The sequence below is a fragment of the Aeromonas sp. V90_14 genome (assembly GCF_029967615.1).
GTDB classification, from domain to species: domain Bacteria; phylum Pseudomonadota; class Gammaproteobacteria; order Enterobacterales; family Aeromonadaceae; genus Aeromonas; species Aeromonas hydrophila.
Genome location: NZ_JASCAS010000005.1, coordinates 79290 through 105736 on the forward strand (window position 1 = coordinate 79290; position 26447 = coordinate 105736).

General features: G+C 63.0%; 24 protein-coding genes. 6 read left to right on the top strand and 18 right to left on the bottom strand.

Going from position 1 to position 26447, the window contains the following annotated elements; all coding sequences use genetic code 11:
* Positions 1-37: 37 nt before the first annotated feature.
* The 5 genes from mshL to mshI form a co-directional block, all read right to left on the bottom strand.
* The gene (gene mshL, locus QLG02_RS06010; RefSeq protein ID WP_282464772.1) at positions 38-1711 is read right to left on the bottom strand and encodes a pilus (MSHA type) biogenesis protein MshL; all 1674 of its coding nucleotides are present in this window, start codon (positions 1709-1711) and stop codon (positions 38-40) included.
* Between the two features lie 70 nt (positions 1712-1781).
* A complete protein-coding gene (mshK, locus tag QLG02_RS06015; RefSeq protein ID WP_016349155.1) occupies positions 1782-2108 on the bottom strand; it encodes an MSHA fimbrial biogenesis protein MshK in 327 nt (108 codons plus the stop codon).
* Positions 2101-2748, bottom strand: coding sequence for an MSHA fimbrial biogenesis protein MshJ (mshJ, locus tag QLG02_RS06020; RefSeq protein ID WP_011704364.1), 648 nt, complete (start codon positions 2746-2748; stop codon positions 2101-2103). Before mshJ ends, mshK begins: the two co-directional genes overlap by 8 nt.
* Positions 2748-3341, bottom strand: a complete 594-nt coding sequence (gene mshI1, locus QLG02_RS06025) for an MSHA fimbrial biogenesis protein MshI1 (RefSeq protein WP_282464773.1) — start codon at positions 3339-3341, stop codon at positions 2748-2750. The genes mshJ and mshI1 overlap by 1 nt, the downstream gene beginning before the upstream one ends.
* Positions 3341-4204 (bottom strand): MSHA fimbrial biogenesis protein MshI, encoded by an 864-nt coding sequence (mshI, locus tag QLG02_RS06030; protein ID WP_039212858.1) that lies wholly within the window; start codon positions 4202-4204, stop codon positions 3341-3343. Before mshI ends, mshI1 begins: the two co-directional genes overlap by 1 nt.
* A gap of 69 nt (positions 4205-4273) precedes the next feature.
* On the opposite strand from mshI, the gene QLG02_RS06035 reads away from it, so the two are divergent.
* Positions 4274-5221 (top strand): pyridoxal-phosphate dependent enzyme, encoded by a 948-nt coding sequence (locus QLG02_RS06035; RefSeq protein WP_282464774.1) that lies wholly within the window; start codon positions 4274-4276, stop codon positions 5219-5221.
* Positions 5222-5295: 74 nt separating this feature from the next.
* On the opposite strand, the gene QLG02_RS06040 is transcribed toward QLG02_RS06035, so the two are convergent.
* Entirely contained in the window at positions 5296-7224 is a 1929-nt protein-coding gene (locus tag QLG02_RS06040) for an RNase E specificity factor CsrD (RefSeq protein ID WP_039212856.1), read from the bottom strand.
* A 544-nt stretch (positions 7225-7768) separates the two neighbouring features.
* Between QLG02_RS06040 and QLG02_RS06045 the strand changes: the two genes are divergently transcribed.
* Both QLG02_RS06045 and QLG02_RS06050 read left to right on the top strand, forming a co-directional pair.
* Positions 7769-9298, top strand: coding sequence for an EAL domain-containing protein (locus QLG02_RS06045; RefSeq protein WP_282464775.1), 1530 nt, complete (start codon positions 7769-7771; stop codon positions 9296-9298).
* 173 nt (positions 9299-9471) lie between these two features.
* A complete protein-coding gene (locus QLG02_RS06050) occupies positions 9472-10569 on the top strand; it encodes a calcium:proton antiporter (protein WP_017408799.1) in 1098 nt (365 codons plus the stop codon).
* Between the two features lie 145 nt (positions 10570-10714).
* Here QLG02_RS06050 and hutH read toward each other — a convergent pair whose 3' ends face one another.
* The 10 genes from hutH to ftsY all read right to left on the bottom strand — a co-directional run bounded on the left by hutH (position 10715) and on the right by ftsY (position 22816).
* A complete protein-coding gene (hutH, locus tag QLG02_RS06055) occupies positions 10715-12247 on the bottom strand; it encodes a histidine ammonia-lyase (RefSeq protein WP_011704356.1) in 1533 nt (510 codons plus the stop codon).
* 4 nt (positions 12248-12251) lie between these two features.
* A complete protein-coding gene (gene hutU / locus QLG02_RS06060; protein WP_029304405.1) occupies positions 12252-13961 on the bottom strand; it encodes a urocanate hydratase in 1710 nt (569 codons plus the stop codon).
* Between the two features lie 54 nt (positions 13962-14015).
* Positions 14016-14972, bottom strand: coding sequence for a formimidoylglutamase (hutG, locus tag QLG02_RS06065; protein ID WP_282464776.1), 957 nt, complete (start codon positions 14970-14972; stop codon positions 14016-14018).
* Positions 14965-16200 carry an imidazolonepropionase gene (gene hutI, locus QLG02_RS06070; RefSeq protein WP_282464777.1) on the bottom strand — a complete coding sequence of 412 codons (1236 nt, stop codon included), beginning with the start codon at positions 16198-16200 and terminating at the stop codon, positions 14965-14967. The genes hutG and hutI overlap by 8 nt, the downstream gene beginning before the upstream one ends.
* Before the next feature lie 155 nt (positions 16201-16355).
* Positions 16356-17060 (bottom strand): histidine utilization repressor, encoded by a 705-nt coding sequence (hutC, locus tag QLG02_RS06075; RefSeq protein WP_017408794.1) that lies wholly within the window; start codon positions 17058-17060, stop codon positions 16356-16358.
* Between the two features lie 11 nt (positions 17061-17071).
* Positions 17072-17731: a carbonate dehydratase gene (gene can, locus QLG02_RS06080; RefSeq protein ID WP_005308055.1), complete on the bottom strand. Its 660-nt coding sequence runs from the start codon at positions 17729-17731 to the stop codon at positions 17072-17074.
* A 200-nt stretch (positions 17732-17931) separates the two neighbouring features.
* Positions 17932-18786 carry an RNA polymerase sigma factor RpoH gene (gene rpoH / locus QLG02_RS06085; protein WP_016349143.1) on the bottom strand — a complete coding sequence of 285 codons (855 nt, stop codon included), beginning with the start codon at positions 18784-18786 and terminating at the stop codon, positions 17932-17934.
* Positions 18787-19238: 452 nt separating this feature from the next.
* A complete protein-coding gene (gene ftsX / locus QLG02_RS06090) occupies positions 19239-20192 on the bottom strand; it encodes a permease-like cell division protein FtsX (RefSeq protein ID WP_226032758.1) in 954 nt (317 codons plus the stop codon).
* Positions 20192-20860 carry a cell division ATP-binding protein FtsE gene (gene ftsE, locus QLG02_RS06095; protein ID WP_011704349.1) on the bottom strand — a complete coding sequence of 223 codons (669 nt, stop codon included), beginning with the start codon at positions 20858-20860 and terminating at the stop codon, positions 20192-20194. The genes ftsX and ftsE overlap by 1 nt, the downstream gene beginning before the upstream one ends.
* Before the next feature lie 90 nt (positions 20861-20950).
* Positions 20951-22816: a signal recognition particle-docking protein FtsY gene (gene ftsY / locus QLG02_RS06100; RefSeq protein WP_282464778.1), complete on the bottom strand. Its 1866-nt coding sequence runs from the start codon at positions 22814-22816 to the stop codon at positions 20951-20953.
* Positions 22817-22926: 110 nt separating this feature from the next.
* Between ftsY and rsmD the strand changes: the two genes are divergently transcribed.
* Together rsmD and QLG02_RS06110 are read left to right on the top strand one after the other, a co-directional pair.
* Positions 22927-23556, top strand: a complete 630-nt coding sequence (rsmD, locus tag QLG02_RS06105) for a 16S rRNA (guanine(966)-N(2))-methyltransferase RsmD (RefSeq protein WP_011704347.1) — start codon at positions 22927-22929, stop codon at positions 23554-23556.
* Between the two features lie 111 nt (positions 23557-23667).
* Positions 23668-23979 carry a DUF1145 domain-containing protein gene (locus QLG02_RS06110; RefSeq protein ID WP_016349137.1) on the top strand — a complete coding sequence of 104 codons (312 nt, stop codon included), beginning with the start codon at positions 23668-23670 and terminating at the stop codon, positions 23977-23979.
* A gap of 38 nt (positions 23980-24017) precedes the next feature.
* On the opposite strand, the gene QLG02_RS06115 is transcribed toward QLG02_RS06110, so the two are convergent.
* Both QLG02_RS06115 and fabR read right to left on the bottom strand, forming a co-directional pair.
* Positions 24018-24383 (bottom strand): YijD family membrane protein, encoded by a 366-nt coding sequence (locus QLG02_RS06115; RefSeq protein WP_118882083.1) that lies wholly within the window; start codon positions 24381-24383, stop codon positions 24018-24020.
* Between the two features lie 20 nt (positions 24384-24403).
* Positions 24404-25024, bottom strand: a complete 621-nt coding sequence (fabR, locus tag QLG02_RS06120; RefSeq protein ID WP_005308043.1) for an HTH-type transcriptional repressor FabR — start codon at positions 25022-25024, stop codon at positions 24404-24406.
* 149 nt (positions 25025-25173) lie between these two features.
* Here fabR and QLG02_RS06125 point away from each other — a divergent pair, with 149 nt between their 5' ends.
* Positions 25174-26292: a fatty acid desaturase gene (locus tag QLG02_RS06125; RefSeq protein ID WP_016349135.1), complete on the top strand. Its 1119-nt coding sequence runs from the start codon at positions 25174-25176 to the stop codon at positions 26290-26292.
* The last annotated feature ends 155 nt before the right edge of the window (positions 26293-26447 follow it).

The following is a 26447-nucleotide window of genomic DNA, read 5'->3' on the forward strand; positions in this document are numbered from 1 at the left end:
CCCCCGGCACGTGATCAAACCGGTCTAGGATCATGACTCAGCCCTTGGGCGGATACCATTTGTCGAGCAGCTCGGAGGAGCGCTGCAGTTCGTTCTGCCAGGTGTCCTTCTCCACCACGGTCGGCTTGAGCAGGATCACCAGCTCCACCTTCTTGGTGCTTTCACGGCGGTTGGTGAAGGCCTCGCCGACCCAGGGAATGTCCCCCAGCAGCGGCACCTTGCTGACGATCTCCTGCTTGTCGGTCTTCATCAGGCCGCCGATGACGATGATGTCGCCATTGTTGGCCTGCACCACGGTATCGGACTCGCGGATCGAGCTCTTGGCCAGCGGCAGGATCAAGGGGTCCGCCGTGCCGACATCGATAGTTTTCTTCTGCTCTTCGGTGTCGATGACGGAGGGGTGGATATGCAGCAGCACCTTGCCCTCTTCGTCGATCTGCGGCGTCACGTCCAGCGCGATGCCGGAGAAAAAGGGAGTCAGCTCTACATTGGGCGTGACTATCGGTGCCGATGTGCCTGAGGTTGTGGTCGTGGTGGAGGCATTGGTGACGAAATACTCGTCGGTCCCCACCTTGATCACCGCCTTCTGGTTGTTGGTCGCCGTCACCCGCGGGCTGGAGAGGGTATTCACGTCCCCCTGGGTCTTGAGCAGGTTGACCGCCACGTTGAAGTTGCCGTCGGAAATCTTGAAGCCGGCACCGCCACCCAGGGCGCTGAAGATCTGGTTCGGGGTGTTGGCAATCGTGCTCGGTGTCAGCGAACCACCGCCGGTGATGCCCTTGTTGCCATCCCAGCTGGCGGAGAGACCACTCCAGTCCACCCCCTGCTCGTAACCCTCGTTGAGGGACACTTCCAGGATCCGCGCCTCCAGCACCACCTGACGCTTCAAGTGGCTCTCTGACTGATTGAGGAACTCGCGCACCGCCTTGAGCTCCTTCGGATAGGCCCGGATAGTCACCAGGCCCGCCTGCGGGCTGGTGATGACGGCGCGGCCATCACCGCTGCCGATCAGGGTCTGCAGGGTGTCGCGCAGATCGGTCCAGTAGTCGCTGTTGGTGTCGGTCTCGATGCGGGTGCCGTTGCTGTCGCTGTTCGAGCTGCCGTTGGAGGAGCGGTTGCTGGTGCTGTTGTTATTGGTGCTGTTGTTGGCATTGTCGAAGCTGTTGCTGTTGCCATTGTTGTCGTTGGCCGTCACCCCGCCGGTACTGACCGAGGTGCGGGAGAGACCGCGCCGGGACATCATCAGGTAGTTGACCGGAATGGTCTCGGTACGCAGCCCGGCCGGGTAGACGTGGAACACGTTGCCCTTGCGCTGCACGTCGAAGCCATACATGTCGCCCACCACCGCCAGCACTTCGGTCAGGGTCACGTCCTTGAGCTCGACCGAGACCTGGCCGGCCACCCCGGGGTGCACCGCCACGCTGTAGCGGGAGCCCTTGAACAGGGAGCCGAAAAACTCCACCGCATCCACGTCGTGGGCGGCAATGCGTAGCCGCGGTTCCGGCATGCTGATGGCCTGGGGCGGACGATTGAGCTGCAGCAGTTCGCTCTGTACAGACTTGGGTACGCTGGTCAGCGCCCCGCCCTTGTTCTGCTCGGTCATGGCATGCCTGAGTGCGTCCTTGGCCTGCACGGGTTCGGGGTGCCGGTAGCTGGTACAGCCTGCCGTCAACACGGCGGCGGAGATCAGGCAGAGATGATGTTTTTTCATGTAATAAGTGCACCCTGACTTGCAATTAAACTCGACAAACCTGGCTCCGCCCATCTCGGGTGGAGCGCGTTCAGATCCGGACCTTGCTGGCAAACAGGGTCAGCGACTGGCGCTTGCCCCCCTTCTCCAGCACCACGGCATCTGCACCTATGGCCACCACGCGATAACCGTCGACCTGCTGGCCGACCCGATAACTGCTGCCGTTGAGCACCGCCAGTGCCGGGCCATTGCCCAGCATGATGCTCTGCAGCCTGGGCAGACCGGCCTCGCGCTGGCCGGTTGCACTGGCGCCGCTGGTCGCGCCGCTCAAAGGCGCGGTGGGGTCCTGCAACAGCTCGGGCTGCGCCTGGGCCAGCAGACTGAACAGACACGCCCACAGGGGGAACCATCTAGCCACGAATAAACTCCTTGCTGGTGCTGAGGGTGTAGATCTCCATCTCCACCACCGCCTTGGGATACTCCTGCACCTGGTAGTCAAACTGCTTCCAGTAGAAGTGGCGCGGCAGCCCCTCCAGCGCCTTGAGATACTGATACACATCGAAATAGCCGCCTTCCAGCTTGAGCCGGATGCCGTGCTTGAACAGGTTGATGCGCTGCTCGCCCGCCATCAGCGGCTCCGGCGTCAGCGAAGTGAGTGCCACCATGTGCAGATTGGCGGAGCGCGACAACAGGGCCTCCAGCACGGCCGGCATCTCGTGGGCCTGGATCAGATCCACCGTCTGGGCCTTGAGTTCGGCGTCCAGCTTGCCCAGCTCGCCATCCAGCTGTGCCAGCTGGGTACGCACGTGCAGATCAGGATCCCGCGCCAGTTTGGCCTGCTTGCCCTGGTTCTCGAGATCCATGATCTCCAGATCCCGCTGGGCAGTGCTCAGCGCCAGCCGCTCCTGCTCCAGCCGCACCGCGGCCCCATCCAGCCAGCCATAGATGGCAACGGCGCCGACTACTACCACCCCGGTCAGCAGGATCAGGACCCGCTCGCGCTGGCTGAGGGCGGCGATCTTGTCGGCCCAGGCCTGCCACTGTTCTTTCAGGCTCATCAGGGCTTCTCCCGCTCGATGCCGCTGAGCTGGAAGGCCAGCCGGCCCTCCTTGTCACGGCTTAACGTCAGCTCACCAAACTGCTTGCCCGCCAGCGACGGGGTCTGCTTGAAACGGTTGACCCAGGCCGGCACATCCTGGCTGCGCCCGGCGAAGCCGGACAGGTTGACGTAGCCGTCGGCGATCTCGATCCGCTGCAAGGAGAGCTGCGGATCGCGGATCCGGGACAGATCGGCCATCAGCCCGGCATAGCCCTGGGATTTTTGCAGCGCCAGGCTGCCCAGCTGCCGCATCAAGCCCTGCTTGGCGGTCAGCTCCTCCTGCTTGGTGGCAAGCTGCTGTTGCAGCAGGCCATCGGCCTGATGGCGGGCCAGTTCGGCATCCAGCCGCTGCGCCTCGCCACGCTTGATCTCCAGCGCAGTTCGCACCTGCACCAGCTCGCGCTCGACAGCGTGCTGCTGCCAGGCGATGACGCCGGCGGCGCACAGCAGCAGCAGCACGCTGCCGCCCCATACCAGCGCCATCTGATTGAGGCTGGCCCACTGCCGTCTGGGCCGAAACTCGGCGCCGTAGAGGTTGATCTGGCGTTTCATCAGGCATCCTCCCCCAGAGCAGCAGCATAGGCCGAGAGATATTCCACGCCGGAAAGGATCGCCTTGTTGGCCATGGCGGAGACGGCAAAGCCGAAGGTCTGCTCCATATGGCGCACCAGGGTACCGATGAAGGGCGAGGCGATGGCGAGCTGCATCTGGCCGAGTTCCGGCAGCTTGAGCTGGCCCACCAGATAGTCGAGGGAGCGCTGGATCTCCAGCGCCAGCGAATCGAGCAGCATGGCGTCAGGCTCGTGCTCGCCGGTGAGGGCACCAAAACCGCGCAACTGGCGGGAAAAGCAGAGCCCCCCCTGATGGAACACCAGCAGTTGCAAATCCTGCCCCTTCGGCTGCCACAGCAGCATGCGCACCGTCTGATCCGGCTCGTAGAGCGCGGTCATTGCCAGCTCGTCGCTGACGATGGCGTCCAGGCTGGCGATGCCGTTGACCGCATCCGCCAGCTGCTGCACCCGCGCCTTGGGCACGCAGATCACGTTGATGCGCGGCCGGCCCGCCGGCGGGGTGGGCAGATCCACATAATCCATGGCGAGCTGCAGCACGGATTCACTGACGTAATCCTTGATCGCCCAGGGCAGGGCTCCGGCCATTTCGGCATCGGGGACGGCGGGCTTGTCGATCTGGACCTGTTGATAAAGGCTGGCCGCGAGGGCGACTCGCACCTTAGACTTGGCGAGGCCGTGGCGGCTGAACAGCTCGGCCATGGCCTGGGGCCACTCTTGCGGGCCATTGATGGCGCGGGTGGCGAAGATGGGCGGGTTGCCGAGCGAAGCCAGCATGATCCGATCGCTGGCCAGCAGGAGTCCTACCTGACGGCTGGGGGTCGAACGTCTGAAAAGTTGTTTCATTGAAACCCGCACCTGGCTGCCCAAAACGGATTAAACCTTAGCATAAACAGAGCATTAGCCTCCAGATAAATGACCGATTACTCATTGTCACCCCAATCGCCCCCGATGGTACTGCCGCCCCTGCAGCCCGCCCTGTTGCCCTCGCCGCTGCAAGCTGTCTCGCACCCGCTGTTGAGCGCCTATGGAGTCCAGCTCTGGTGCAAACGGGACGATCTGATCCACCCCGCCATCTCGGGCAACAAGTGGCGCAAGCTCAAGTACCACCTGTTGCATGCCAGGGAGCAGGGCAAACGCCATCTGCTCTCGTTTGGCGGCGCCTACTCCAATCACATCCATGCCCTGGCGGCGGCGGGGTGCCAATCTGGCCTGCGCACTACCGGCATCATACGCGGGGAGCCGGAAGCCGTCAGCAACTGCACTCTGAGCGCTGCAAAAGGCTGGGGCATGGATCTCGTTTTTGTCGACCGTCAAAGCTACCGGCGGCGGCAGGATCCCGCCTGGCTGGCCCAATTCGAGGATGAAGAGACCCTGATAGTGCCGGAAGGGGGCAGCAGCCCGCTGGCCATTCCCGGGGTGGCCGAGCTGGTCGATGAAGTGCCCTTCTCGCCGGATCTCTGGGTGCTGCCCTGTGCCAGCGGCGGCACCCTGGCCGGACTCATCGCCGGCAAGCGACCACCACAGCAGATCCTCGCCATCGCGGTGCTCAAGGGGGGGAACTTCATCGCCGACGAGGTGCGCCGACTCCATCCCGCCGCCGCCGACACGCCCGGCTGGCGGATCGCGCTGGATCACCACGACGGTGGCTATGCCAAATTCAGTCCGGCGCTCTGGCAGTGGGTGCAGGCCTTCAGCGCCGAGACGGGCCTGCCGCTGGAACCAATCTACAGCGGCAAGGCGATGTGGGGGCTGTTTCGAGAGCTGGCGGCAGGCCGCATTCCGCGCGGCAGCAAGATCGTCTTCATCCACACCGGTGGCATGCAGGGGCTGGCGGGGCTGAGAGAGCAGGGGCGCCTGTGACGGCGTGTCGGGCGCAATACCGCTGCTGAACCACAAAAAGAGAGGGTCGCCCAGGCGACCCTCTCTTGCATTCATCAGGCGCCGGCCGGTTCCAGCACCAGCCGCTCCGGCTCGGCGAACCAGGGGCCCTGCCCGGCGTGCACCCCGAGGTGGCGCAGCATCTTCCACTCGTCGCCGCTCTCCACCCCCACGGCGATGACCCGGGTGCGGGTGTTGGCACAGCCCCCCACCAGACTGCGCACCGCCATCTGGTTCACCTGGCGGGTATGGATCTCGCGCACCAGGCTGGGGTGCAGCTTGAGGAAGTTGATCTCGAACTCCTTGATGTACTGGGTGCTCACCACATCCTGGCCGGCATGATCGATGGCCAGCTGGCAGCCCAGCATGCGCAGCGCCCGCAGCGGCCGCTTGAGCGCCTCGTAGTGGCGGGTGACCTGAGCCTCGGAGAGTTGCAGGATCAAGCGCTCGTTGGTGCTGCGCGGCAGCTGGAACAGATCGAAGAACAGCCAGCGCTGAAACTCCCGGTGCAGCAGGCTCTGGGCGCAGAGGGTCAGGCTGATGGGGCAGCTCTGTTCGGAGCGCTGGCGCAGCAGGCCGAGGGTCTGCTCCGCCACCAACCGATCCAGCGGCAGCAACAGCCCCGCCTTCTCCGCCATCGGCATGAAGACGCCGGCCTGCAGCTCCCGCCCCTGCTCATCGTGGATCCGGATCAGCAGATCCTGCTGCAATACCACCTGATCCCGCTCCTGCTGCACCGGCTGCACATAAAAATCGATGCCATGCTCTTCGATGCGCCGGCCGATCAGGGTGCGCCAGCGCACCGTGCCCTTGCTGCTCTGCTCCTCGTCCAGCTGTTTCTCGTAGAGGAACCAGCCGGTGTGGCCCTGCAGCCGTGCGCTCTTGAGCGCCAGCTCCGCCTCCTCCTGCACCTTGAGCAGGGAATCCTCGGCCTGATAGCAGACCGCACCGAGATAGACGGCGGTGTCTGGATTGACCGCCTCGGGCCAGTGCAGCCGCTGCAGGCTCTTGTGCAGCTGGCCGGCGCCATCCACCATCTCGCTTTCCGACATGTTGGGCAGCAGCACGGCAAACACCTGGCCGGCATAGCGGGCCTGCAGGGCGCCGTTGTGCTTGCGCACGAAGGCGGCGATGGAGGCACTCGCCTCCATCAGCAGATCCTGGCTCTGGCGGCCGTTCAGCTCGGGATCCAGCTCCTCCAGGCCGGCCAGCTCGATCAGCAGCACGCCGCCGCTCATCACGCTCGCCTCCATGATGGCGCTCTCCAGCCGGTTGTCGAAGAACAGCCGGTTGCCGATGCCGGTCATCTTGTCGACGAAGGCGTTGCTGCGGATGAAGTTGTCGAAGCGGCTGCGCTCCTTGCGGGCATCCGCCAGCTCGGCCAGCAGATAGTCGAGGGCCTGGCTGGCCGGCTGCGGCCACTCGTCGGCCGGATCATGGGCCAGCTTGGTGAGTTTGTTGTCGAGGATCAGCTGGGCGCGCTCGGCCAGCAGCTCGGCTCCCCGCAACTGCAGCCGCAGCCAGCGAATGGAGTACCAGAGGCCGAACACCACGATGAAGACGCCGAGGGAGATGCCGGACATCGCCTTGATGGAGTACTCGAACTCCTTGAACGGCCGCTCCAGCTTGAAGTCGGCCTGCATGCCCGGCTGATGGGGCATGGGCTGGTGATAGGGGATCAGCAGGCTCTCGTCGGTCGGCTGCTGTACGTCGCGAAACCAGTAGATCCGCTGTTTGTCCTGGCGGATCTCCAGCTCCACCACGTGGGCCGAGCGCAGCAGGGTCGGCAGCCAGCGGGTGAGATCCTGATGATCGTCGGCCACCTCCAGCTGCTTGTCGATGATCTCGACCAGCGAGTTGACCTTCTTCTGTTGCATCTCCATGCCCAGCTCACGAAAGCTGAACACCCCGCCAAGCAGCACCATGGCCATGGCCGCAATGACACACAGGGTAATAAACGAGACAAGCTGAGTGGTCAGTTTCATGTGCCTTTCCGTATGCCCGACAACATCCATGTGGCTTCATCGTATCAGCCAACCTCGAAGCGCGCCTATGGACGAAGATCCCGCTTCTGGAATTAAGCGGGCGAGCATACCCAAACCGGTACGAGAACACCAAGCCCAGGGCGGGGTGACGGCCAAAAAATGACGGATGACGGGAAAACGGGAGGTAACTCAGCACTCTGGCTGAATAGCGGGCAGAAAAATGGTCCCACAAAGGGGACCAAAAGAAACACTCATATCAAAACTAACACTCTGTGCTACTGACAAAAAAACAGATACAGGAGTATTGAACACACGGTGAGTCAAACCGCACGGCTACTCTAGCCACTTCAGATAAGCTGGACAATTGTCATTTATGACAGGTCAGCGATTGAATCTTCAGCAACTCATTTTATAAAACCATTATTTATCAGCAGATTACAAATTCACGCCACAAGTGTGATCGGTTCCGCTCAAATCGATTCAGCTAATGCACTATGATGATGCCACCCATATGCATCCCATCCGCACATCAGGCAGGTGCACCTTGCGACCCATCTCCCCCCTCTGGCTCAGCCTGCTGCTGTTCTGCCTGCCCCTGCTGGCCAGCCTGCCTATCAGCCAGCTGCTCGGCGGCCCGCTGGCCCATCAGTTGCTGCAAGACAAGAAGATGGAGGTCGAGACCGCGCTGGCGGAACGCCACCGTCTGCTGGACAACAACATCCGCCATCAGCTGACCCGCTTCCAGTTTGATTGCGGACGTCAGGACATGACCCTGCTGCGGGATCCCCGTTACTACAACAGCCACATCCGCATCCAGGGGATCCTGCTCGCCAGCGGTGGTGGCTGTTCCAGTCTGGGACTGGATCTGCCCTTCACCCCGGCCGAACTGCCGCCCTACGCCAATCAGGAGCAGTTCGGGATCGCCGCCACCCAGGCCCGCTTCCACACCGAGCAGGAGCTGGTCGCCTACTACCGCACCGGCGGCAACATCGTCTACTGGGTGCTGAACAACAGCTGGAGCCATGCCCTGTTGCAGACCCCTTGCTCCAACTGCTTCTATCTGGAGTTCGGCCAGCAACAGCCAGGGGCATCAAGCCCGATCTTTCCCCGCGGTGACAGCGCCATCAAGCAGGAGGAGGGCAGCCAGAGCCTGAGCTTTTTCGACCCCAATCAGGAGATCAGGCAGACCCTGTGGGCGGGCGAGGCGCTCGAACACTACGCCCGCCAGCGTGCCCGCCACGACGGGCTCTGGCTCGGCGCCGCCGTCGGCACCCTGCTGGTCGCCGCCTACTGGGGGCTGCGCAACTACCGGCGCTCGCTCAAGGGATTGCTGCAGGCCGGGCTGGCACGGCGCGAGTTCGTGCCCTTCTATCAACCCGTGGTCGACAGTCGCAGCCAGCAGGTGGTGGGATTCGAGGCGCTGCTGCGCTGGCAGCGGGGCGGCGAGCTGATCCCGCCCGGTGCCTTTATCGACTATGCAGAGGAGCAGCAGCTGATCCTGCCGATGACCAGCCAGCTGCTGGAAAAGGTGATCGCGGATCTGCCCAGGCTCGCCCCCGGCCAGTGGGTCAGCGTCAACATAGTGGCCGCCCACCTCGAGCACCCGCATTTGCGCAACCTGCTGTTGCAGCACGGCTGGCCCTCTCCCACCCAGCTCACCTTCGAGCTGACCGAGCGCAAGCCCATCACCGACATCAAGACGGCCGTCATCGAGATCACCGCATTGCAGCAGCAGGGCTACCACTTCAAGCTGGATGATTTCGGCACCGGTTACGGCGGCTTCGCCTACCTGCAGCGGCTCGGCATCCGCCAGATCAAGATCGACAAGATGTTCGTCGACACCATAGGTACCGACGACCTCAAGCGCAGCGTGCTGGATGCCACCATCGCCTTCGGCCGCGAATCGGGCATGGAGATGATCGCTGAAGGGGTCGAGCGCCAGGAGCAGGTCGACTATCTGCAGCAGCACGGTGTGCACCTGATCCAGGGCTATGTCTATGCCCCGCCGATGGCGCTGACCAAGCTGAAGATCTGGCTGCTGGCCTGGTATCAGAACCACACGGGCGAGCGGTGATCCACACAGCCGAGACCGACCGCTCATATTTCGCAACAAAATGAACAACAAAATGATTTTCCCTTGAGCGGACAACTCCCCTTATCATGAACAGGCGCGCCACCCCCTGTGGCGCCGCCACCCTGTTCCTTACCCGTCGGCTCACGCCGCCCTGATGATGAGAACCATTGCCTATGAAGTCATTTATCCGGCAAGAGATTGCCCTGCCCGTTGGCCTGCTCACCCTGCTCTTTTTCAAGACGCTCGGCAGCGACCTGCTGACAGAGGCCACTCCGCTCGGGATTTATCTTCCTGTCTCGGCGGTGCTGCTTGCCATCGTCACCTGGGCCATCTTCTCGGTGGTGCGCCACTCGGATGCCCTTGCCATCAAGCTTGGCGAGCCTTTTGGCACCCTGATCCTCACCCTGTCGGTCATCTCGCTGGAAGTGGTGATGATCTCCTCGGTCATGCTGACCGGCGAACCCAATCCGGTGATGGCCCGCGACACCATGTTTGCCGTGGTGATGCTGGTGACCAACGGCCTGGTGGGCTTCACCCTGCTGTTCGGCGGCTGGCGCTACCACACCCAGAGCTTCAATCTGGACGGGGTCAAATCCTATCTGGTGGCCATCATACCGCTGGCGCTGCTCTGCCTGGTGCTGCCCAACTTCACCGAAGGGGGCAACATCGGCAGCATGTCGAGCGCCATGTCCTGGATGCTGATCATCATCTCGGTGCTGCTCTACGGCGTCTTCCTGCTGATCCAGACCCGCAGCCACAGCCACTTCTTCATCGACAGCGATCACGAGGATTACGAAGAGCACCACGGCCCGCTGCAGAGCAACGTCTACCACACCCTGTTGCTGCTCGCCTATCTGGTGGTGGTGATCCTGCTGGCCAAGACCCTCGCCATTCCCATCAACCACGGGGTCAAGGTGCTGGCGGCGCCGCCGGCGCTGGGCGGCTTCATCGTCGCCTGTATCGTGCTGGCCCCCGAAGCGGTCGGCGCCATCAAGGCGGCCTTCAACAATCAGCTGCAGCGGGCCATGAACCTCTACTTCGGCTCTGTGCTGGCCACCATCGCCCTCACCGTGCCTGCGGTGCTGTTCATCGGCGCCATGCTGGGACAGGAAGTGCGCCTGGGCCTCTCCGCCGCCGACATGGTGCTGCTGTTCACCACCCTCATGGTGTGCAAGGTGACCTTCAGCAGCGGCCGTACCAATGTGCTGCACGGGGCCACTCACCTGGTGCTGTTCGTGGTGTACCTGTTCCTGATGTTCGAACACGAATAACCGCGTTCAACCAACGTCAGAAACGCAAAGACCGCCCGATTGGGCGGTCTTTTGTTATCTGCTCCGTGATCTCACGGACGCCAAAAAAGCGGCTTCCCCCTCATCCCCTACCCTTCTCCCGCCAGGGGAGAAGGAGGAGCAAGGCTTACAGGCTCGGCAACACGCCGGCCGGGAGCAGGTCGTTGTAGCTGGCGCGGCCCAGCAGGGCGGCGGCCGCCTCGATATCCGGCGCGAAGTACCTGTCCTTGTCGTAGAAGCTGACCTCTTCCCGCAGCCGGCCCTTGGCCAGCTCGATGAGCTCGGTGCTGCGCAGGGGAGCACGAAAATCCAGCCCTTGCGCTGCCGCCAGCAGTTCCACCGCCAGAATGCCGCGGGTGTTCTCGGCCATGTCCGCCAGTCGACGGCCGGCGAAGGTGGCCATGGAGACATGATCCTCCTGGTTGGCAGACGTCGGCAGGCTGTCCACCGAGGCCGGATGGGCCAGCGTCTTGTTCTCGGAGGCGAGCGCCGCCGAGGTGACCTGGGCGATCATGAAACCGGAGTTGACGCCGCCGTTGTTGACCAGGAAGGCCGGCAGACCGGACATCCGCGAGTCGATCAGCAGCGCCATGCGCCGCTCGGACAGCGACCCGATCTCGGCGATGGCCAGCGCTAGGTTGTCAGCGGCGAAGGCCACGGGTTCTGCGTGGAAATTGCCGCCGGAGAGGATGTCTTCATCCTCGGCAAACACCAGCGGGTTGTCGGAGACCGCGTTGGCCTCGCACACCAGCACCTCGGCCGCCTGGCGGATCTGGGTCAGGCAGGCGCCCATCACCTGCGGCTGGCAGCGCAGGGAGTAGGGATCCTGCACCTTCTCGCAGTTGTGATGGGACATGCCGATTTCACTGCCATCCACCAGCAGGTGGCGATAGCAGGCGGCCGCGTCGATCTGGCCACGCTGACCGCGCACCGCATGGATGCGGGCATCGAACGGGCGGCGGCTGCCAAGGGCGGCCTCCACGCTCATGGCACCGATGGTGATGGCGCCGGCGTAGAGATCCTCGGCGTGGAACAAGCCTTCCAGCGCGAAGGCGGTGCTCGCCTGGGTGCCGTTGAGCAGGGCCAGCCCCTCTTTCGGTGCCAGCGCGATGGGCTCGAGCCCGGCAATCTTCAGGGCCGTGGCGGCATCGATCAGCTCGCCAGCGTGGCGGGCCTTGCCCTCCCCGATCAGCAGACAGCTCATGTGGGCCAGCGGCGCCAGATCGCCGGAGGCACCGACGGAGCCCTTCTTCGGCACCACAGGGTAGACTTCGGCATTGATCAGCCGCATAAGGGCCTCCAGCACCACCAGCCTGATGCCGGAGAAGCCGCGCGCCAGCGAGTTGAGCTTGAGTACCATCATCAGCCGTACGGTGGCGTCATCCATGTACTCGCCAATCCCTGCTGCGTGGGACAGCACGATGGAGCGCTGCAACTCGTCCAGCTGCTCTACCGGAATGCGGGTGTTGGCCAGCAAGCCAAAGCCGGTGTTGATGCCGTACACCACCCGGTTTTGCTCGATCACCTTGGTGACTACGGCGGCGGAGGCGTGGATCCCCGCCAGGGCGGCGGGATCCAGTGAAACGTGTACCGGCTCGCGGCTGACGCGGCGCAGGGTGGCAAGATCCAGCTCGCCTGGGGTAATAGTCAATTCAAACATGGTGTTACACCTTTCCTTTGACACCGTTGGCGCCGTCAATCATCGGCAGATCCAGTTTCGCCTCGTGGGCGCAGTTGATGGCAATCTCGTAGCCGGCGTCGGCGTGACGCATCACCCCGGTGGCCGGGTCGTTGCGCAGCACCCGACCGACCCGCTTGGCGGCGTCATCGGAGCCATCACAGACGATCACCACGCCGGAGTGCTGGGAGAAGCCCATGCCGACCCCGCCGCCGTGGTGCAGGGAGACCCAGGTAGCGCCACCGGCCGTGTTGAGCAGGGCGTTGAGCAGCGGCCAGTCGGAGACGGCATCGGAGCCATCCATCATCGACTCGGTCTCGCGGTTCGGGCTCGCCACCGAGCCGGAATCCAGGTGATCGCGACCGATGACGATGGGGGCTTTCAGCTCGCCATTCTTGACCATCTCGTTGAAGGCCAGGCCGAGGCGTACCCGATCCTTGACCCCGACCCAGCAGATCCGCGCCGGCAGGCCCTGGAAGGCGATGCGCTCGCGAGCCATGTCGAGCCAGTTGTGCAGGTGAGGATCATCGGGGATCAGCTCCTTCACCTTCTGGTCGGTCTTGTAGATATCTTCCGGATCGCCGGAGAGCGCCACCCAGCGGAACGGGCCAATGCCCTCGCAGAACAGCGGGCGAATGTAGGCCGGGACGAAGCCGGGGAAGTCGAAGGCGTTTTTCACCCCCTCCTCCAGCGCCATCTGGCGGATGTTGTTGCCGTAATCCAGGGTCGCGGCACCGCGGCTTTGCAGGGTCAGCATGGCTTCCACCTGACGAGCCATGGAGTGGCGGGCGGCGACGTTCACCTCCTGGGGGGCGGATTTTTGCAGCGCGCGCCACTGGGCCACGCTCCAGCCCTGCGGCAGGTAGCCGTGCACCGGGTCGTGGGCCGAGGTCTGATCGGTCACCACGTCCGGGGTGATGCCACGGGCCACCAGCTCGGCGAACACGTCGGCGGCGTTGCCGAGCAGGCCGACGGAGACGGCGCTGCCGCTCTGCTTGGCCTCTTCGATCATGGCCAGCGCCTCATCCAGGCTGTGGGCCTTCTTGTCGACGTAGCGAGTACGCAGACGAAAATCGATGCGGGTCTCGTCGCACTCCACCGCGATCATCGAGAAGCCGGCCATGGTGGCGGCCAGCGGCTGGGCGCCCCCCATGCCGCCGAGCCCGCCGGTCAGGATCCAGCGCCCCTTGGGCTCGCCATTGAAGTGCTGGTTGGCCACCGCGAAGAAGGTTTCGTAGGTGCCCTGCACGATCCCCTGGGTACCTATGTAGATCCAGGAGCCGGCAGTCATCTGGCCGTACATCATCAGGCCCTTCTTATCGAGCTCGTTGAAGTGCTCCCAGTTGGCCCAGTGCGGCACCAGGTTGGAGTTGGCGATCAACACTCGGGGCGCGTCCTTGTGGGTCTGGAACACCCCGACCGGCTTGCCGGATTGCACCAGCAGAGTCTGATCCTCCTCGAGCCGGGTCAGCACCTCGACGATCTTGTCGAAGCAGGCCCAGTTGCGGGCGGCACGGCCTATACCGCCATACACCACCAGCGACTGGGGATGCTCGGCCACCTCGGGATCCAGGTTGTTCATCAACATCCGCAGCGGCGCTTCGGTGAGCCAGCTCTTGGCGGTCAGCGTGGTGCCGCGCGGGGCGCGGATCACGCGATTGGGATCATGACGGGGATCCTGGTGTTGCTGGGACATATACACTCCTTGTTTATCGATGCAGCAGGGTGGCGGCCGGCCGGTGGCAGGCCGCTACTTGGTTAACTGATGGACCAGCCGGGCGGCCACGCGGGCACTGCGGTTGTCCTGATCCAGACTCGGGTTGTACTCGGCCAGATCGGCGAGCCTGAGCTTGCCGCTGGCCCGGATATGGGCGATCAGGGGTTCGATGACTGCCAGCTCCACGCCGCGGGCCGCGGGGGCACTCACTCCCGGCATCACGGCCGCCGGCAGCACGTCGAGATCGATGGTCAGATAGAGATGATCGCAGCGGGCGATAAAGGCATCCAGCCCGCTGAGCAAGACCGGCAGCTCGGCCGGCGTCATCGCCTCGTCCAGTACGTGCCACACCCCCAGCGCCTCGGCGCGGGCGAACAGCGCCCGGGTATTGGCGGTCTCGGCCACCCCGAGGCAGGCGTAGGTAAAGGGCGAGCCCTGGACGGCGCACTGCTCGGCAATCTGGAAGAAGGGGGTGCCGGAACTCGCCTGCTCCAGCTTCATGCGCAGGTCGAAGTGGGCGTCGAAGTTGATGATGCCGACCCGGCCACGGCCAGCGTTCTGTTGCAGAAGGTGACGGTTGAGGCCGCTCCAGCTGCCGAAGGCCACCTCGTGACCGCCCCCCAGCACCAGCGGGAAGTGCCCCTCATCCAGCAGGCTAGCCACCCGTTCGGCCAGGCGGCCGTGGGCAGCATCGAGATCGCCATCCTCGCAGTGCACGTCACCGCAGTCATAGACGGGCTGGCCCAGATGCCAGGCAGTGTTGGCGAGCAGCTTGCGCACCGCCAGCGGCGCACCGGCGGCCCCTACCCGCCCCTTGTTGCGGCGCACCCCCTCGTCACAGGCAAAGCCCACCAGGGCAACGCCCGGGGCGGCGCTGCCTGCTTGTGGCCAGGGTTGTACCTTGTCGTGCCAGCGCAGGGCCAGCTCGCCATCTTCCGGATCCTGGCGCCCCTGCCAGACCGACATGTCGACCGGGTTGAACTTATCCATGGAGCGTCTCCTCGCCGTTGACTACCCGGCTCACCAGCTGATCGACGCCGATGAGGTAGCTGAGCTCGGCCGGATGGCCGCAGTTCCAGACCAGAAAGTCCGCCAGCATGCCGACCCTGAGCTGCCCCAGCTGCTCCTGCTCGCCAAGCGCGCGGGCGGCGTGGCGGGTCACCCCGGCCATGGCCTCTACCGGGGTCAGGCCGAACAGGGTGCAAGCCATGTTCATGGCCATCCGCAACGAGACGATGGGGGCCGTGCCGGGGTTGATGTCGGAGGAGACCGCCATCGGCACCCCCGCCTTGCGCAGCGCGGCGACCGGCGGCAGCTTGGTCTCCTTGAGGAAGTAGAAGGCGGTGGGCAGCAGGGTAGCGGCCACGCCGCGATGGGCCAGCGCCTGGATCCCCTCCGGATCCAGGTACTCCAGGTGATCCACCGAGAGGGCGCCGAAGTTGGCAGCCAGCGTGCTGCCGCCCAGGTTGGAGAGCTGATCCATGTGCCCTTTCACCGCCAGACCGTATTGATCCGCCGCCAGATAGACCTGCTCGGTCTGAGCGAGCGAGAAGCCGATGTGTTCACAGAAGACGTCCACCGCATCGGCCAGGCCCGCCTCGGCGGCGGCCGGGATGATCTCCTGGCAGATGGTCTCGACCCAGGAGTCGGGATCGTCGCGATACTCCGGCGGCACCGCATGGGCCGCCAGCAGGGTGGTCTTGACCCGGATCGGCAGCGCCTCCCCCAGTCGGCGGGCGACCCGCAGCATCTTGAGTTCGTCTTCCAGAGTGAGGCCGTAGCCGGACTTGATCTCCACCGTGGTGACCCCTTCCCGGATCAGAGATTTCACCCTCGGCAGCGCCAGCTCAAACAGCTGATCCTCACTGGCGGCGCGGGTGGCGCGCACCGTGCTGATGATGCCGCCGCCCTTGCGGGCGATCTCCGCATAGGGCACCCCCTTCTGGCGCAGTTCGAACTCTTCGGCGCGGCTGCCGGCGAAGATGAGGTGGGTGTGGCAATCGATGAGGCCGGGGGTGACCAGCTTGCCCTTCATGTCCTGCCAATGGGCGGGATAGGGGCCCTTGAGATCCTGCATCGGCACCAGGGCGTGGATCCGCCCCTCGTGAACGCCGAGGGCATGGGGCTCCAGCAGACCGTAGTCGGCCAGATCGGAGCGCAGGGTGGCGGGTGTCACGTTGAGCCAGACCCGCTCGCAGTTCAACAGTTCCTTGTTCATACCGACCTCTAAATGTATATACATTAACTTATATCCGATCTCTGACGGGAAAGAAAGGATCAAGTTCACATCTTGATAACAGCGTGTTCATTAGAGCTTAAACACAAAAAAGCCCGCCAGAGGCGGGCTTTGTCAAAAATAATATGTATATACAATCAACTGAGGCTGGTCTTGGAGCTCAACTTGTAGCGGGAGCCAGGCGAGAGCAAACGGGCATAGGAGACCAGATAACCATCGGACCAGGTACGCCGATGCAGCAGCAGGCAGGGGGTGTCGACCCGCACCTGTAACAAGCCGGCCTCGCCGGCACTTGGCAGCACCGCCTCCACCACGTGCTCCATCTCGGAGAGGGGGCAGACCTCCATCAGATAACGGTTGGGGGTCTGGCTGGCAAAATCCTGCTCGCCATACGCCGGCAGCCGCTCGGCATCGACAAAGCGCTCTTCCAGTTGCAGCGGCTCACCATCGGCCTGATGGACGATGAGACTGTGGAAGATGGGGGCGCCGACCCGCAGGCCCAGCTGCACCGCCACCTTCTCGTCGGCGGCCTGACGCTGCAGCCGGATCACCCGGCCGCTGTACTCGCTGCCCCGCTCGGCGATCTCGTCGGCGATATTGCGAATGGCCAGCAGCGGCGATTCGGTGCGCCTGTCCGCCACGAAGCTGCCGGAGCCGGCGGTGCGCACCAGCCAGCCCTCGGCCACCAGCTCGCGCAGCGCCTTGTTGACCGTCATCCGGCTCACGGCGAACTGCTCGCACAGGGCTGCCTCGGTCGGGATCCGGTCGCCCGCCTGATAGTGGCGTTCACGGATCCCGTCCAAGATGTGCTGCTTGATCTGCAGATAGAGGGCCGGTGCCAACGGGATGCTCCTCAGCGACGGCGGTGGGGCGGACGCATGTCCGGCCAGGCGCGATAGACGTCCGGGATCTGCTCGGGCCCGCTGATGCAGAGATCGAGATCGTGCAGCAGACCGTCCTTGATGCCGTAGATCCAGCCGTGTACCGCCAGCTCCTGCCCCTTGCGCCAGGCGTTCTGGATGATGGTGGTGTGACAGACGTTGGCCACCTGCTCGGCCACGTTCAGCTCGCACAGGTAGTCGAAGCGCTCGTGCTCATCCTCGATGGCATCCAGCTGCTCGCGATACTTGAAGTAGACATCCTTGATGTTGCGCAGCCAGTTGTCGATGAGCCCCAGCTCCTGGTTCTGCATCGCCGCCTTGACGCCGCCGCAGCCATAGTGGCCGCAGACGATGATGTGCTTCACCTTGAGCACCTCGACCGCGTATTGCAGCACCGAGAGGCAGTTGAAGTCGGTGTGTACCACCAGGTTGGCGACGTTGCGGTGGACGAACACGTCCCCCGGCAGCAGCCCCATCAGCTGGTTGGCGGGTACCCGGCTGTCGGAGCAGCCGATCCAGAGGTATTCGGGGGCCTGCTGGGCGGAGAGGGTAGCAAAGAATTCGGGATCCTCGGCCTTGATCCGTTCCGCCCACTCGCGGTTGTTGGTAAACAAGTCGTTCAAGAGTTTCACTATCTGCTCTCCCTACTGTGGCAGTGGCGGCAACATACCATACACAAGGGTAACCAAGGCAAGGCCGACCAGATCCCCGCCAAACAAAAACAGGGCCATCAGGCCCTGTTTTTATGGGAGGAAGCATCAGGCTTCCATGGCATCCTTCAGCTTCTTGAGTGCGTTCTTCTTGAGTTGACGAACCCGCTCGGCGCACAGGCTTATGCTTCCATCGCATCCTTCAGCTTCTTGAGGGCGTTTTTCTCAAGTTGACGAACTCGCTCGGCGGAGACGCCGTAGGTATCGGCCAGCTCCTGCAGGGTAGTCTTGCTGTCATCGTCAAGCCAGCGGGCACGGATGATGTGCTGGCTGCGCTCGTCCAGGGTAGCCAGGGCCGAGCTCAGGCGACGGGTCGCGTGATCATCCCAGTTGTCGTTCTCGATGGTGGCGGCCAGATCGGAGGATTTGTCCTCCAGATAGTGGACCGGCGCGAAACCACCCTCTTCTTCGTCATCACCGACCAGATCGAACGCCTGATCGTAGTTGCTCATGCGCGCTTCCATCTCGGTGACGTCGGCGGCGGAGACGCCGAGGTCGGCAGCCACGGCCTGCACCTCTTCGTGGTTCAGCCAGCCCAGACGTTTCTTGGATTTACGCAGATTGAAGAACAGCTTGCGCTGGGCCTTGGTGGTCGCCACCTTGACCATGCGCCAGTTGCGCAGAACGTATTCGTGAATTTCAGCCTTGATCCAGTGCACGGCAAAGGAGACCAGGCGCACGCCGACACTCGGGTCGAAGCGCTTGACCGCCTTCATCAGGCCGATGTTGCCTTCCTGCACCAGGTCGGCCTGGGGCAGACCGTAGCCGGCATAACTCTTGGCGACATGAACGACAAAGCGCAGGTGCGACATAACGAGCTGACGGGCAGCCTCGAGATCGCCACCCTGCTGCAAACGCTCAGCCAGTTCACGCTCTTCCTCTGCGCTCAGCACCGGAATCGAGTTTACTGCCTGGATATAGCCTTCCAGACTACCTTGCGGAATCAGAGCCATAGTGCGCTGCAATGAAGTTCCCATGTTCTACCTCTTACTTTTCAATCGAATCAGTCTAACACCCTGAGAGGGCCTGTCTACTGACCGGACGCCATTCTGCGGCCTGCATCAAACATGCTGAACATGTTTGAACCGGGGTTATCTTAGGCCGGCAGGATGAATCATGAATGAACAGTCAAAAAAAGGGGGTCACAATAAAGGACCCCCGAAAAGTAGCATGCTAAGTCCATTGTTGCGGAGCTCGCAACCTTCACATGCTTGCCAAGTCAGACGAGCAAGGCATAGGGGCCACACCCGTATAAATTCTTCAGCATTTGTAGACTGCTTATAAATCAGAAGGTTCACAGGATCCAGAGAAGATCCCGAAGATCGGCAATGTCCAGATTACTCCCAGAACGGCGGCCGTGCCAGAAACGGCCACTCTTTTACTTGATCCATGTCGCAAAATCCAGCGCTTTAAAACGCTGATAAATTAATCAGGACGGCTCGATGTCGCGAATGTGACGATGGACCGAAAACCAGGAGGCGATCAGCCCCAGCAAGGCGCCCAGCAGGATCAGGTTGATCCCGTCCACCGCCCCCATCCCCACCAGCCGGAAGTTGCTGTTGTAGAGGCCGGCCAGCTCCTTCACCACCCCCTCGCTCCAGATCACCATAACCTCGGTCAACCACCAGGCCAGCATGCCGCCGATGACCCCGAACCAGATACCGGTATAAAGGAAGGGCCGATGGATGAAGGCATCGGTCGCCCCCACCAGCTTGAGCACCTCGATCTCGGAGCGCTGGTTGAGAATATTCAGCCTGAGCGTGTTGCCGACGATCAGCAGCACGGCGGAGAGCAGCAGCACCGCGATGCCGGTGATGGTGTGACGCAGCAGGTTCATGATCCCCTGCAGCCGGGTCAGCCACTGCAGATCCAGCTTGCCCTGTTCCACCCCGTCTTCGTTGTTGAGCTTGTTGAGCAGCTCGGCCGCCCCTTCCGGATTCTGCCAGCGTGGATCCGGGATCACGCTCAGCACCGGCGGCAGCGGGTTGCTGTCGAGGTAGTCGAGCGCATCGCCAAACCCGGAGATCTCGCGAAACTCCTTGAGCGCCTCATCCCGGCTCATGTAGGTGACCGACTCCACCTCCGGGTAGAGCAGGATCCGCTGCTTCATGGCGAGGATGTTCTGCTCGGGCAGATCCTTGCGCAGATAGAGGGAGATCTGGGAGCTAGTCTGCCAGCTGCCCTCCACCACCTCGGCGTTTTTCAGCAGTACGTGGAAACAGGAGGGCAACGCCAAGCTGACCCCCAGCACCGCCAGCGTCATCAGCGAGGCGAGCGGGTTGCGCCACAGCTCCCCCAGGCTGGAAAAAGCCTGCCGGGCGTGGTCGACCCAGTACATCATGAAGCGCCGTAGCGGTGGCTGTTTATGACGAACGATAGCCATCAGAGCTCCTCCCCTGCCGAATACATGCGACCCGCCTTGAGGGTCAGGGTGCGATAACGCATGCGGGCGATCAGCCCCAGATCGTGGGTGGCAATCAGCACGGAGACGCCGAAGCGGTTGAACTCCTCGAACAGTCGCATGATGTCCATGGAGAGCTGGGGATCCAGGTTGCCGGTCGGCTCATCCGCCAGCAGCAGCGGCGGCTTATTGACGATGGCGCGGGCGATGCCGACCCGCTGCTGTTCACCGCCGGAGAGCATGCGCGGCTGGTAGCGTTCCTTGCCGAGCAGCCCGACCTTGTCGAGCGCCGCCGCCACCCGTTTGTTGATGTCTGCATGGCTGTAACCGTCGATCACCAGCGGCAACGCCACATTGTCGAACACGGTGCGGTCCATCAGCAGCCGGTGATCCTGGAAGATCATGCCGATCTGGCGGCGCACGTAGGGGATCTCCCCCCGCTTGATATGGCTGACGTCGTCGCCATGAAAGAAAACGCGACCATCGGTCGGTCGCTCCATCACGCTGATCAGTTTGAGGAGGGTACTCTTGCCCGCCCCCGAGTGTCCGGTCAGGAAGGCCATCTCCCCCTTGCGCAGGTGAAAGCTGACCTTCTGCAGAGCCTGATGGCCACCGCTGTATACCTTGCTGACCTTGTCAAAACGAATCATAACGGTTCCCTGACAGTGACCAACCCCGACCAGGGTCGGGGCTGGGGGCGCACGACTCGCGGCGCCCGAGCTTGCTCATCGCGAAGGAGATCACTCCTCGCGACTGAAAAGCGCCTCGATGAAGTCGTTGGCGACGAACGGACGCAGATCGTCGATCCCCTCGCCCACCCCGATATAGCGGATCGGGATCTGGAACTTGTCGGCTACCGCGAAGATGACGCCGCCCTTGGCAGTACCATCCAGCTTGGTGAGGGTGATACCGGTCAGGCCCACCGCCTCGCTGAACAGCTTGGCCTGACTCAGGGCGTTCTGGCCGGTACCGGCATCCAGAGTCAGCATGATCTCGTGGGGCGCCGCATCGTCCAGCTTCTTCATCACCCGCACCACCTTCTTGAGCTCTTCCATCAGGTTGCTCTTGTTCTGCAGGCGACCGGCGGTGTCGGCGATCAATACGTCAGCGCCGCGGGAGCGGGCAGCCTCGATGGCGTCATAGATGACGGAGGCAGAATCCGCCCCGGTATGCTGGGCAATCACCGGAATGTTGTTGCGCTGGCCCCACACCTGCAGCTGCTCGACGGCGGCAGCACGGAAGGTATCGCCGGCGGCCAGCATCACGCTCTTGCCTTCGGCCTGGAACTGCTTGGCCAGCTTGCCGATGGTGGTGGTCTTGCCGACGCCGTTCACGCCCACCATCAGGATCACGTAGGGCTTCTTGCTGGTGTCGATCACCAGTGGCTGCTCTACCTTGGCCAGCATCTCGCCCATGTCCTGCTTGAGCAGGCCGTAGAGCGCCTCGGCATCCTTGAGCTGCTTGCGATCCGCGTGCTGCACCAGCCCTTCGATGATGCGGCTGGTGGTATCGACACCGAGATCGGCGGTCAACAGCTGGGTCTCCAGCTCCTCGAACAGCTCGTCATCGATCTTCTTGCCACGGAACAGGCCGAAGAAACCGGAGCCGATATTCTCCCGGGTGCGCACCAGACTGCGCTTGAGGCGGGCGAAGAAGCCCTCCCGTTGCGGCTTCTCCTGGGTGTCGTCGTCCACCTTGGCGGCCAGCGGCAGGGCGGCCAGGGCAGCGGCCTCAGCCTCCATCTCGGCGACCAGGCGCAGATCTTCCGCTCGCTGGGCCTCTTTGGCGAGACGGGCTTCCTCGGCAGCCTGCGCTTCGGCAGCAATACGGGCCTCTTCTACGGCACGAACTTCGGCAGCAATACGGGCCTCTTCTGCGGCACGGGCTTCGGCGGCAATACGCGCCTCTTCTGCGGCGCGGACTTCGGCAGCAATACGGGCCTCCTCTGCAGCCTGATCTTCAGCAGCAATACGAGCTTCTTCTGCGGCACGGGCCTCGGCAGCAATACGGGCCTCCTCTGCAGCCTGAGCTTCGGCAGCAATGCGGGCCTCTTCTGCAGCGCGGGCCTCGGCAGCAATACGGGCCTCTTCTGCGACACGGGCTTCGGCGGCAATGCGAGCTTCTTCCACAGCGCGGGCTTCGGCAGCAATGCGGGCCTCTTCTGCAGCGCGGGCTTCGGCGGCAATACGAGCCTCTTCTGCGGCACGGGCCTCAGCAGCAAGACGAGCTTCTTCGGCTGCCTTGAGCTCGGCAGCAACACGGGCAGCCTCTTGAGCCTGCGCTTCGGCAGCGGCACGCTCCTCTTCGGCCAGCAGGGCTTCATTGACGATCACCGGCTCCAGATCGGAGGCACACTCCTCCACCACCAGCGGACCATGGTCGTCCAGCTCGGCAGGTGGGCAGCAATCATCGTGCAAAACGGAATTCTGTGCGCTGGCGGGCACTTCAGCCGCCACGGCTGGCGTAGGATCGGAAACGGGAGCGGGGGCAGCAGCGACCTCGGGCTCAGCGGTAATCGGGGTGGCTTGCGGTGTCTGTGGTTGGACAGCCTCAGCCTCTTCTTTCTTGCGGCCGAAACCCAGCCAGGAAAACAAACCTTTTGCCATCTAAAAATACTCACATCAAAGGCTGACTGCTAAGATAGCCGTCCCTCGGCGGGTCGGCATAAAAATGAACCGCCTTATACTACCACTTTATTTTCTGACGACGAAACGCGATGCCCAGAGTGAAATCCAGCCGTAACGGCCCGAGCAAGAGCCCAGCCCCGCAGGGGAAATCGGGCTTTGTAAGAATCATCAGCGGTCAGTGGCGAGGCCGCAAACTGCCGGTCAGGGATGTGGAAGGACTCAGACCCACCACGGATCGCGTCAAGGAGACCATCTTCAACTGGCTGGCTCCGCATGTCCGTGGCACCCGCTGTCTGGATCTGTTTGCCGGCAGCGGCGGCCTGGGGCTGGAGGCGCTGTCGCGCTATGCCGAGCAGGTCACCCTGATCGAGATGGACAAGGGGGCCGCCGACCAGATCAAGAAGAACCTGACCACCCTCGGCAGCAGCCAGGGTCAGGTGATCCAGTCCGATGCCGTCAGCTGGCTGCAGGGGCCGGCCACGCCGTTCGATCTGGTGTTTCTGGATCCCCCCTTTCGCCGCGAACTGCTGCCGCAGGTCTGCGAGCTGCTGGAGCAACGCGGCTGGCTGGCCCCAGATGCCCTCATCTATCTGGAGCGGGAGAAGGAGATGGCCGATCTGCCGCTGCCGGCCAGCTGGCAACTACTCAAGGACAAACAGGCAGGCCAGGTCTGCTATCAGCTCTATCTGCGAGACACCAAGCATGACGCTGCAGTTTAAAGGGGGGAGATGGGCGCGGTGCCCCTCCCCGTCAATTTGGACAACGGCTCAAGGACAAGCAGGCCGATCAAATCCAAGTCTGCTATCAACTCTATCTGCGGGAGGTAAACGATGAAGCGGGTGTTTAATCTGTTGGCGATGGGCCTCATCCTGTTCTTCTGGTTCGGCGTGCTGGTCAGCCTGATCGCCCCGCTGCCGGGCAAGCTCAACGGCTTTCTGCCGGTGTGCGGCGTGATCGTGGCCCTGATGCACTGGGTGCAGGCCAGCATGGTCAAGGCGGCCTGCAAACCCTACTTCGCGGTGAGCCGGCTCGAGTTCACCCAGGTGCTGGTGTTCGGGGTGTTCGGCATGGTGGAGATCCGCGCCAGGCTGCAGGCCATCGTCGATGCCAAACAGCGCGGCACAGACAACAAAGCCGGGTGATCCCGGCTCTGTCATGGTGGTTCTGGAAGGAGTGCTGGTCACTCCTTCTCTTTTTTCCCCACGCTGATGCCGAGCTTGATGGAGAGCACGGCCAGCAGCAGCAACATCATGATCAGCGAGAAGAAGTTGCTGCCAAGCTCGGGGTACTGCACCTTGACCAGCGCCGAGTGGCCGAACACACCGATGAAGAAGCAGAGCAGCATGCAAACGGGTGTGTTGCCCTCCAGCGAGACATGACGATAGTGCTGGTAGAGCTGATAGGCAGCCAGCACCAGGGCGATCATCGGGAAGAAGGAGAAGGGCACGGCCGACTCCGACAAGACCGTCAGAGAGGCATCACCACAGATGCCGATGAGCAGGGCCAGCAGCAGGGGTTTCTTCGGGATCGGGTTCTGATCATGCATGGAGCTGTCCATCCTTTGACTTAAGAGAGAGGTTCACGGCGCTTCTGGTTCTGGACCTCGGCACCCATGGCGATCATGCGCAGCTGGCGGATGGTGCGATCGGACAAGGCCCGGCACTCCTCGCTGGTCATGTCGAGGGCATCGGCACCGGCGCTGAAGACGATGGTCACCATGGCTTCGGCCTGGATGTAGGCCTCTTCCCGCGGCGCCCCCGTGGTGGCCTCGAGGTAATCGGTCAGCTCGGCGATGAAGTGCTGGATCTCCCGCGCCACCGCCTGCCGAAATGCCGCCGAGGTGCCGGAGCGCTCGCGCAGCAGCAGCCGGAAGATGTTCGGGTTGTTCTCGACGAACTCCATGAAGGTCTGCACCGAGGTGCTGATGACGCTGCCGCCCCCGGCGATGCGCTGGCGCGCCTGGCGCATCAGCTGGCGCAGGGTCAGGCCGCCTTCATCCACCAGGGTTAATCCCAGCTCCTCCATGTCGCGAAAGTGACGATAGAAGGAGGTGGGCGCGATGCCGGCCTCCCGCGCCACTTCCCGCAGGCTGAGGTTGGAAAAACTGCGGTTGGCGCACAGTTGGCTGAACGCCGCCTCGATCAGAGTACGCCGGGTTTTTTCTTTTTGTTGCGCGCGAATACCCACGAAAACAGTCACCTTCAGGTTATCGAGGCCAAATGATAACCCGAAGGCTGCGCCAGGATCAGGTTTGTCTCCTACTTTTTTACCATTGACCCGAATTCTGGCTGCATGGAGAATGGCGCACAGCTGTTCGCTGAAAGGAACCGAGTGAGATGGAACGCCCCCCGATCATCATGACCAACACCCTGCTGTTTGCCCTCTCCGGGCTGACTGCACTGATCGCCGTGCCCTGGTACGGCATGACCCATGGCTATGACCTCTGGCAGTGGGGCAGCTTCCTGCTGCTGTTCTGCTATTGCGGCATCTCCATCACCGCCGGCTACCACCGGCTCTGGTCCCACAAGGCCTACAAGGCACACCCGATCCTGCAGTGGATCTTCGCCATCGGCGGCGCCCTCGCCCTGCAAAACTCGGCCCTGCACTGGTCTTCCGACCATCGCCGCCACCATCGCCACGTGGATGACAATCAGCAGGATCCCTACAGTGCGGGACGCGGTTTCTGGTACTCCCACATCGGCTGGATGCTGCGCGAATATCAGGGTGACACCTATCACGACTACAGCAATGTGCGGGATCTGCAGAACAACCCCATCGTCGTTTTTCAGCACAAGCACTATCTGGCGCTGACCCTGGCCACCAACATCGGCATCCCGCTGCTGCTGGGGCTCGTCCACGGCGATCTGCTCGGCATGTTGCTGCTGGCCGGGGTGCTGCGCATGGTGATGACTCATCACACCACCTTCTTCATCAACTCGCTGGCCCACATCTGGGGCAGCCAGCCCTTCACCGACCGCAACAGCGCACGGGACAACGGCATCCTGGCCTTCTTCACCTTCGGCGAGGGTTACCACAACTTCCACCACCTGTTCGAGAACGATTATCGCAACGGCATCCACTGGTGGCAGTTCGATCCCACCAAGTGGCTGATCCGCAGCGCCTCCTGGTGCGGGCTGACCCGGGATCTGCGCGCCTGTCCGGAAGAGCGGATCGAACAGGCCAGGCTGGAGATGCAGCTGAAACGGGCCCAGGCCAAGTTGCGCAAGCAGGATGACAGGGAACTGTGGCAGGCCCTGCTGCAGGAGGAGTACGACAAGCTGAACCAGCAGTTGCAGCACTACTACGCCAGCCGCAAACGCCTGCTGGAGCAGCGCAAGCGCAAGGCGCTGGCCCGCTACGACCAACTGAAGCTGCAGCTGGAGTATCGCAACCTGCACGATGCCTTCATCGCCGCCAAACGCAACTGGAGCCGACTGCTGGCAGGCATCGCCTGACCCTGGAACGTCGGGCTGAACAAAGAAAAAGACCGCCAATCGGCGGTCTATTTATGGGCACGACTCAACCAGCGAGCCATAAAAAATGGGGTGACACTCGCATGTCACCCCCTCGCAAATAGCATGTTCCATATTGGAATCCGGTCCCGTCGGGT

Excerpts from the sequence above, each read along its gene's own strand:
- mshL (WP_282464772.1), bottom strand. The coding sequence starts at position 1,711 with ATGAAAAAACATCATCTCTGCCTGATCTCCGCCGCCGTGTTGACGGCA.
- mshJ (WP_011704364.1), bottom strand. The coding sequence starts at position 2,748 with ATGAGCCTGAAAGAACAGTGGCAGGCCTGGGCCGACAAGATCGCCGCC.
- mshI1 (WP_282464773.1), bottom strand. The coding sequence starts at position 3,341 with ATGAAACGCCAGATCAACCTCTACGGCGCCGAGTTTCGGCCCAGACGG.
- mshI (WP_039212858.1), bottom strand. The coding sequence starts at position 4,204 with ATGAAACAACTTTTCAGACGTTCGACCCCCAGCCGTCAGGTAGGACTC.
- QLG02_RS06035 (WP_282464774.1), top strand. The coding sequence starts at position 4,274 with ATGACCGATTACTCATTGTCACCCCAATCGCCCCCGATGGTACTGCCG.
- QLG02_RS06040 (WP_039212856.1), bottom strand. The coding sequence starts at position 7,224 with ATGAAACTGACCACTCAGCTTGTCTCGTTTATTACCCTGTGTGTCATT.
- QLG02_RS06050 (WP_017408799.1), top strand. The coding sequence starts at position 9,472 with ATGAAGTCATTTATCCGGCAAGAGATTGCCCTGCCCGTTGGCCTGCTC.
- hutH (WP_011704356.1), bottom strand. The coding sequence starts at position 12,247 with ATGTTTGAATTGACTATTACCCCAGGCGAGCTGGATCTTGCCACCCTG.
- hutU (WP_029304405.1), bottom strand. The coding sequence starts at position 13,961 with ATGTCCCAGCAACACCAGGATCCCCGTCATGATCCCAATCGCGTGATC.
- hutG (WP_282464776.1), bottom strand. The coding sequence starts at position 14,972 with ATGGATAAGTTCAACCCGGTCGACATGTCGGTCTGGCAGGGGCGCCAG.
- hutI (WP_282464777.1), bottom strand. The coding sequence starts at position 16,200 with ATGAACAAGGAACTGTTGAACTGCGAGCGGGTCTGGCTCAACGTGACA.
- rpoH (WP_016349143.1), bottom strand. The coding sequence starts at position 18,786 with ATGGGAACTTCATTGCAGCGCACTATGGCTCTGATTCCGCAAGGTAGT.
- ftsX (WP_226032758.1), bottom strand. The coding sequence starts at position 20,192 with ATGGCTATCGTTCGTCATAAACAGCCACCGCTACGGCGCTTCATGATG.
- ftsE (WP_011704349.1), bottom strand. The coding sequence starts at position 20,860 with ATGATTCGTTTTGACAAGGTCAGCAAGGTATACAGCGGTGGCCATCAG.
- ftsY (WP_282464778.1), bottom strand. The coding sequence starts at position 22,816 with ATGGCAAAAGGTTTGTTTTCCTGGCTGGGTTTCGGCCGCAAGAAAGAA.
- rsmD (WP_011704347.1), top strand. The coding sequence starts at position 22,927 with ATGCCCAGAGTGAAATCCAGCCGTAACGGCCCGAGCAAGAGCCCAGCC.
- QLG02_RS06110 (WP_016349137.1), top strand. The coding sequence starts at position 23,668 with ATGAAGCGGGTGTTTAATCTGTTGGCGATGGGCCTCATCCTGTTCTTC.
- QLG02_RS06115 (WP_118882083.1), bottom strand. The coding sequence starts at position 24,383 with ATGCATGATCAGAACCCGATCCCGAAGAAACCCCTGCTGCTGGCCCTG.
- QLG02_RS06125 (WP_016349135.1), top strand. The coding sequence starts at position 25,174 with ATGGAACGCCCCCCGATCATCATGACCAACACCCTGCTGTTTGCCCTC.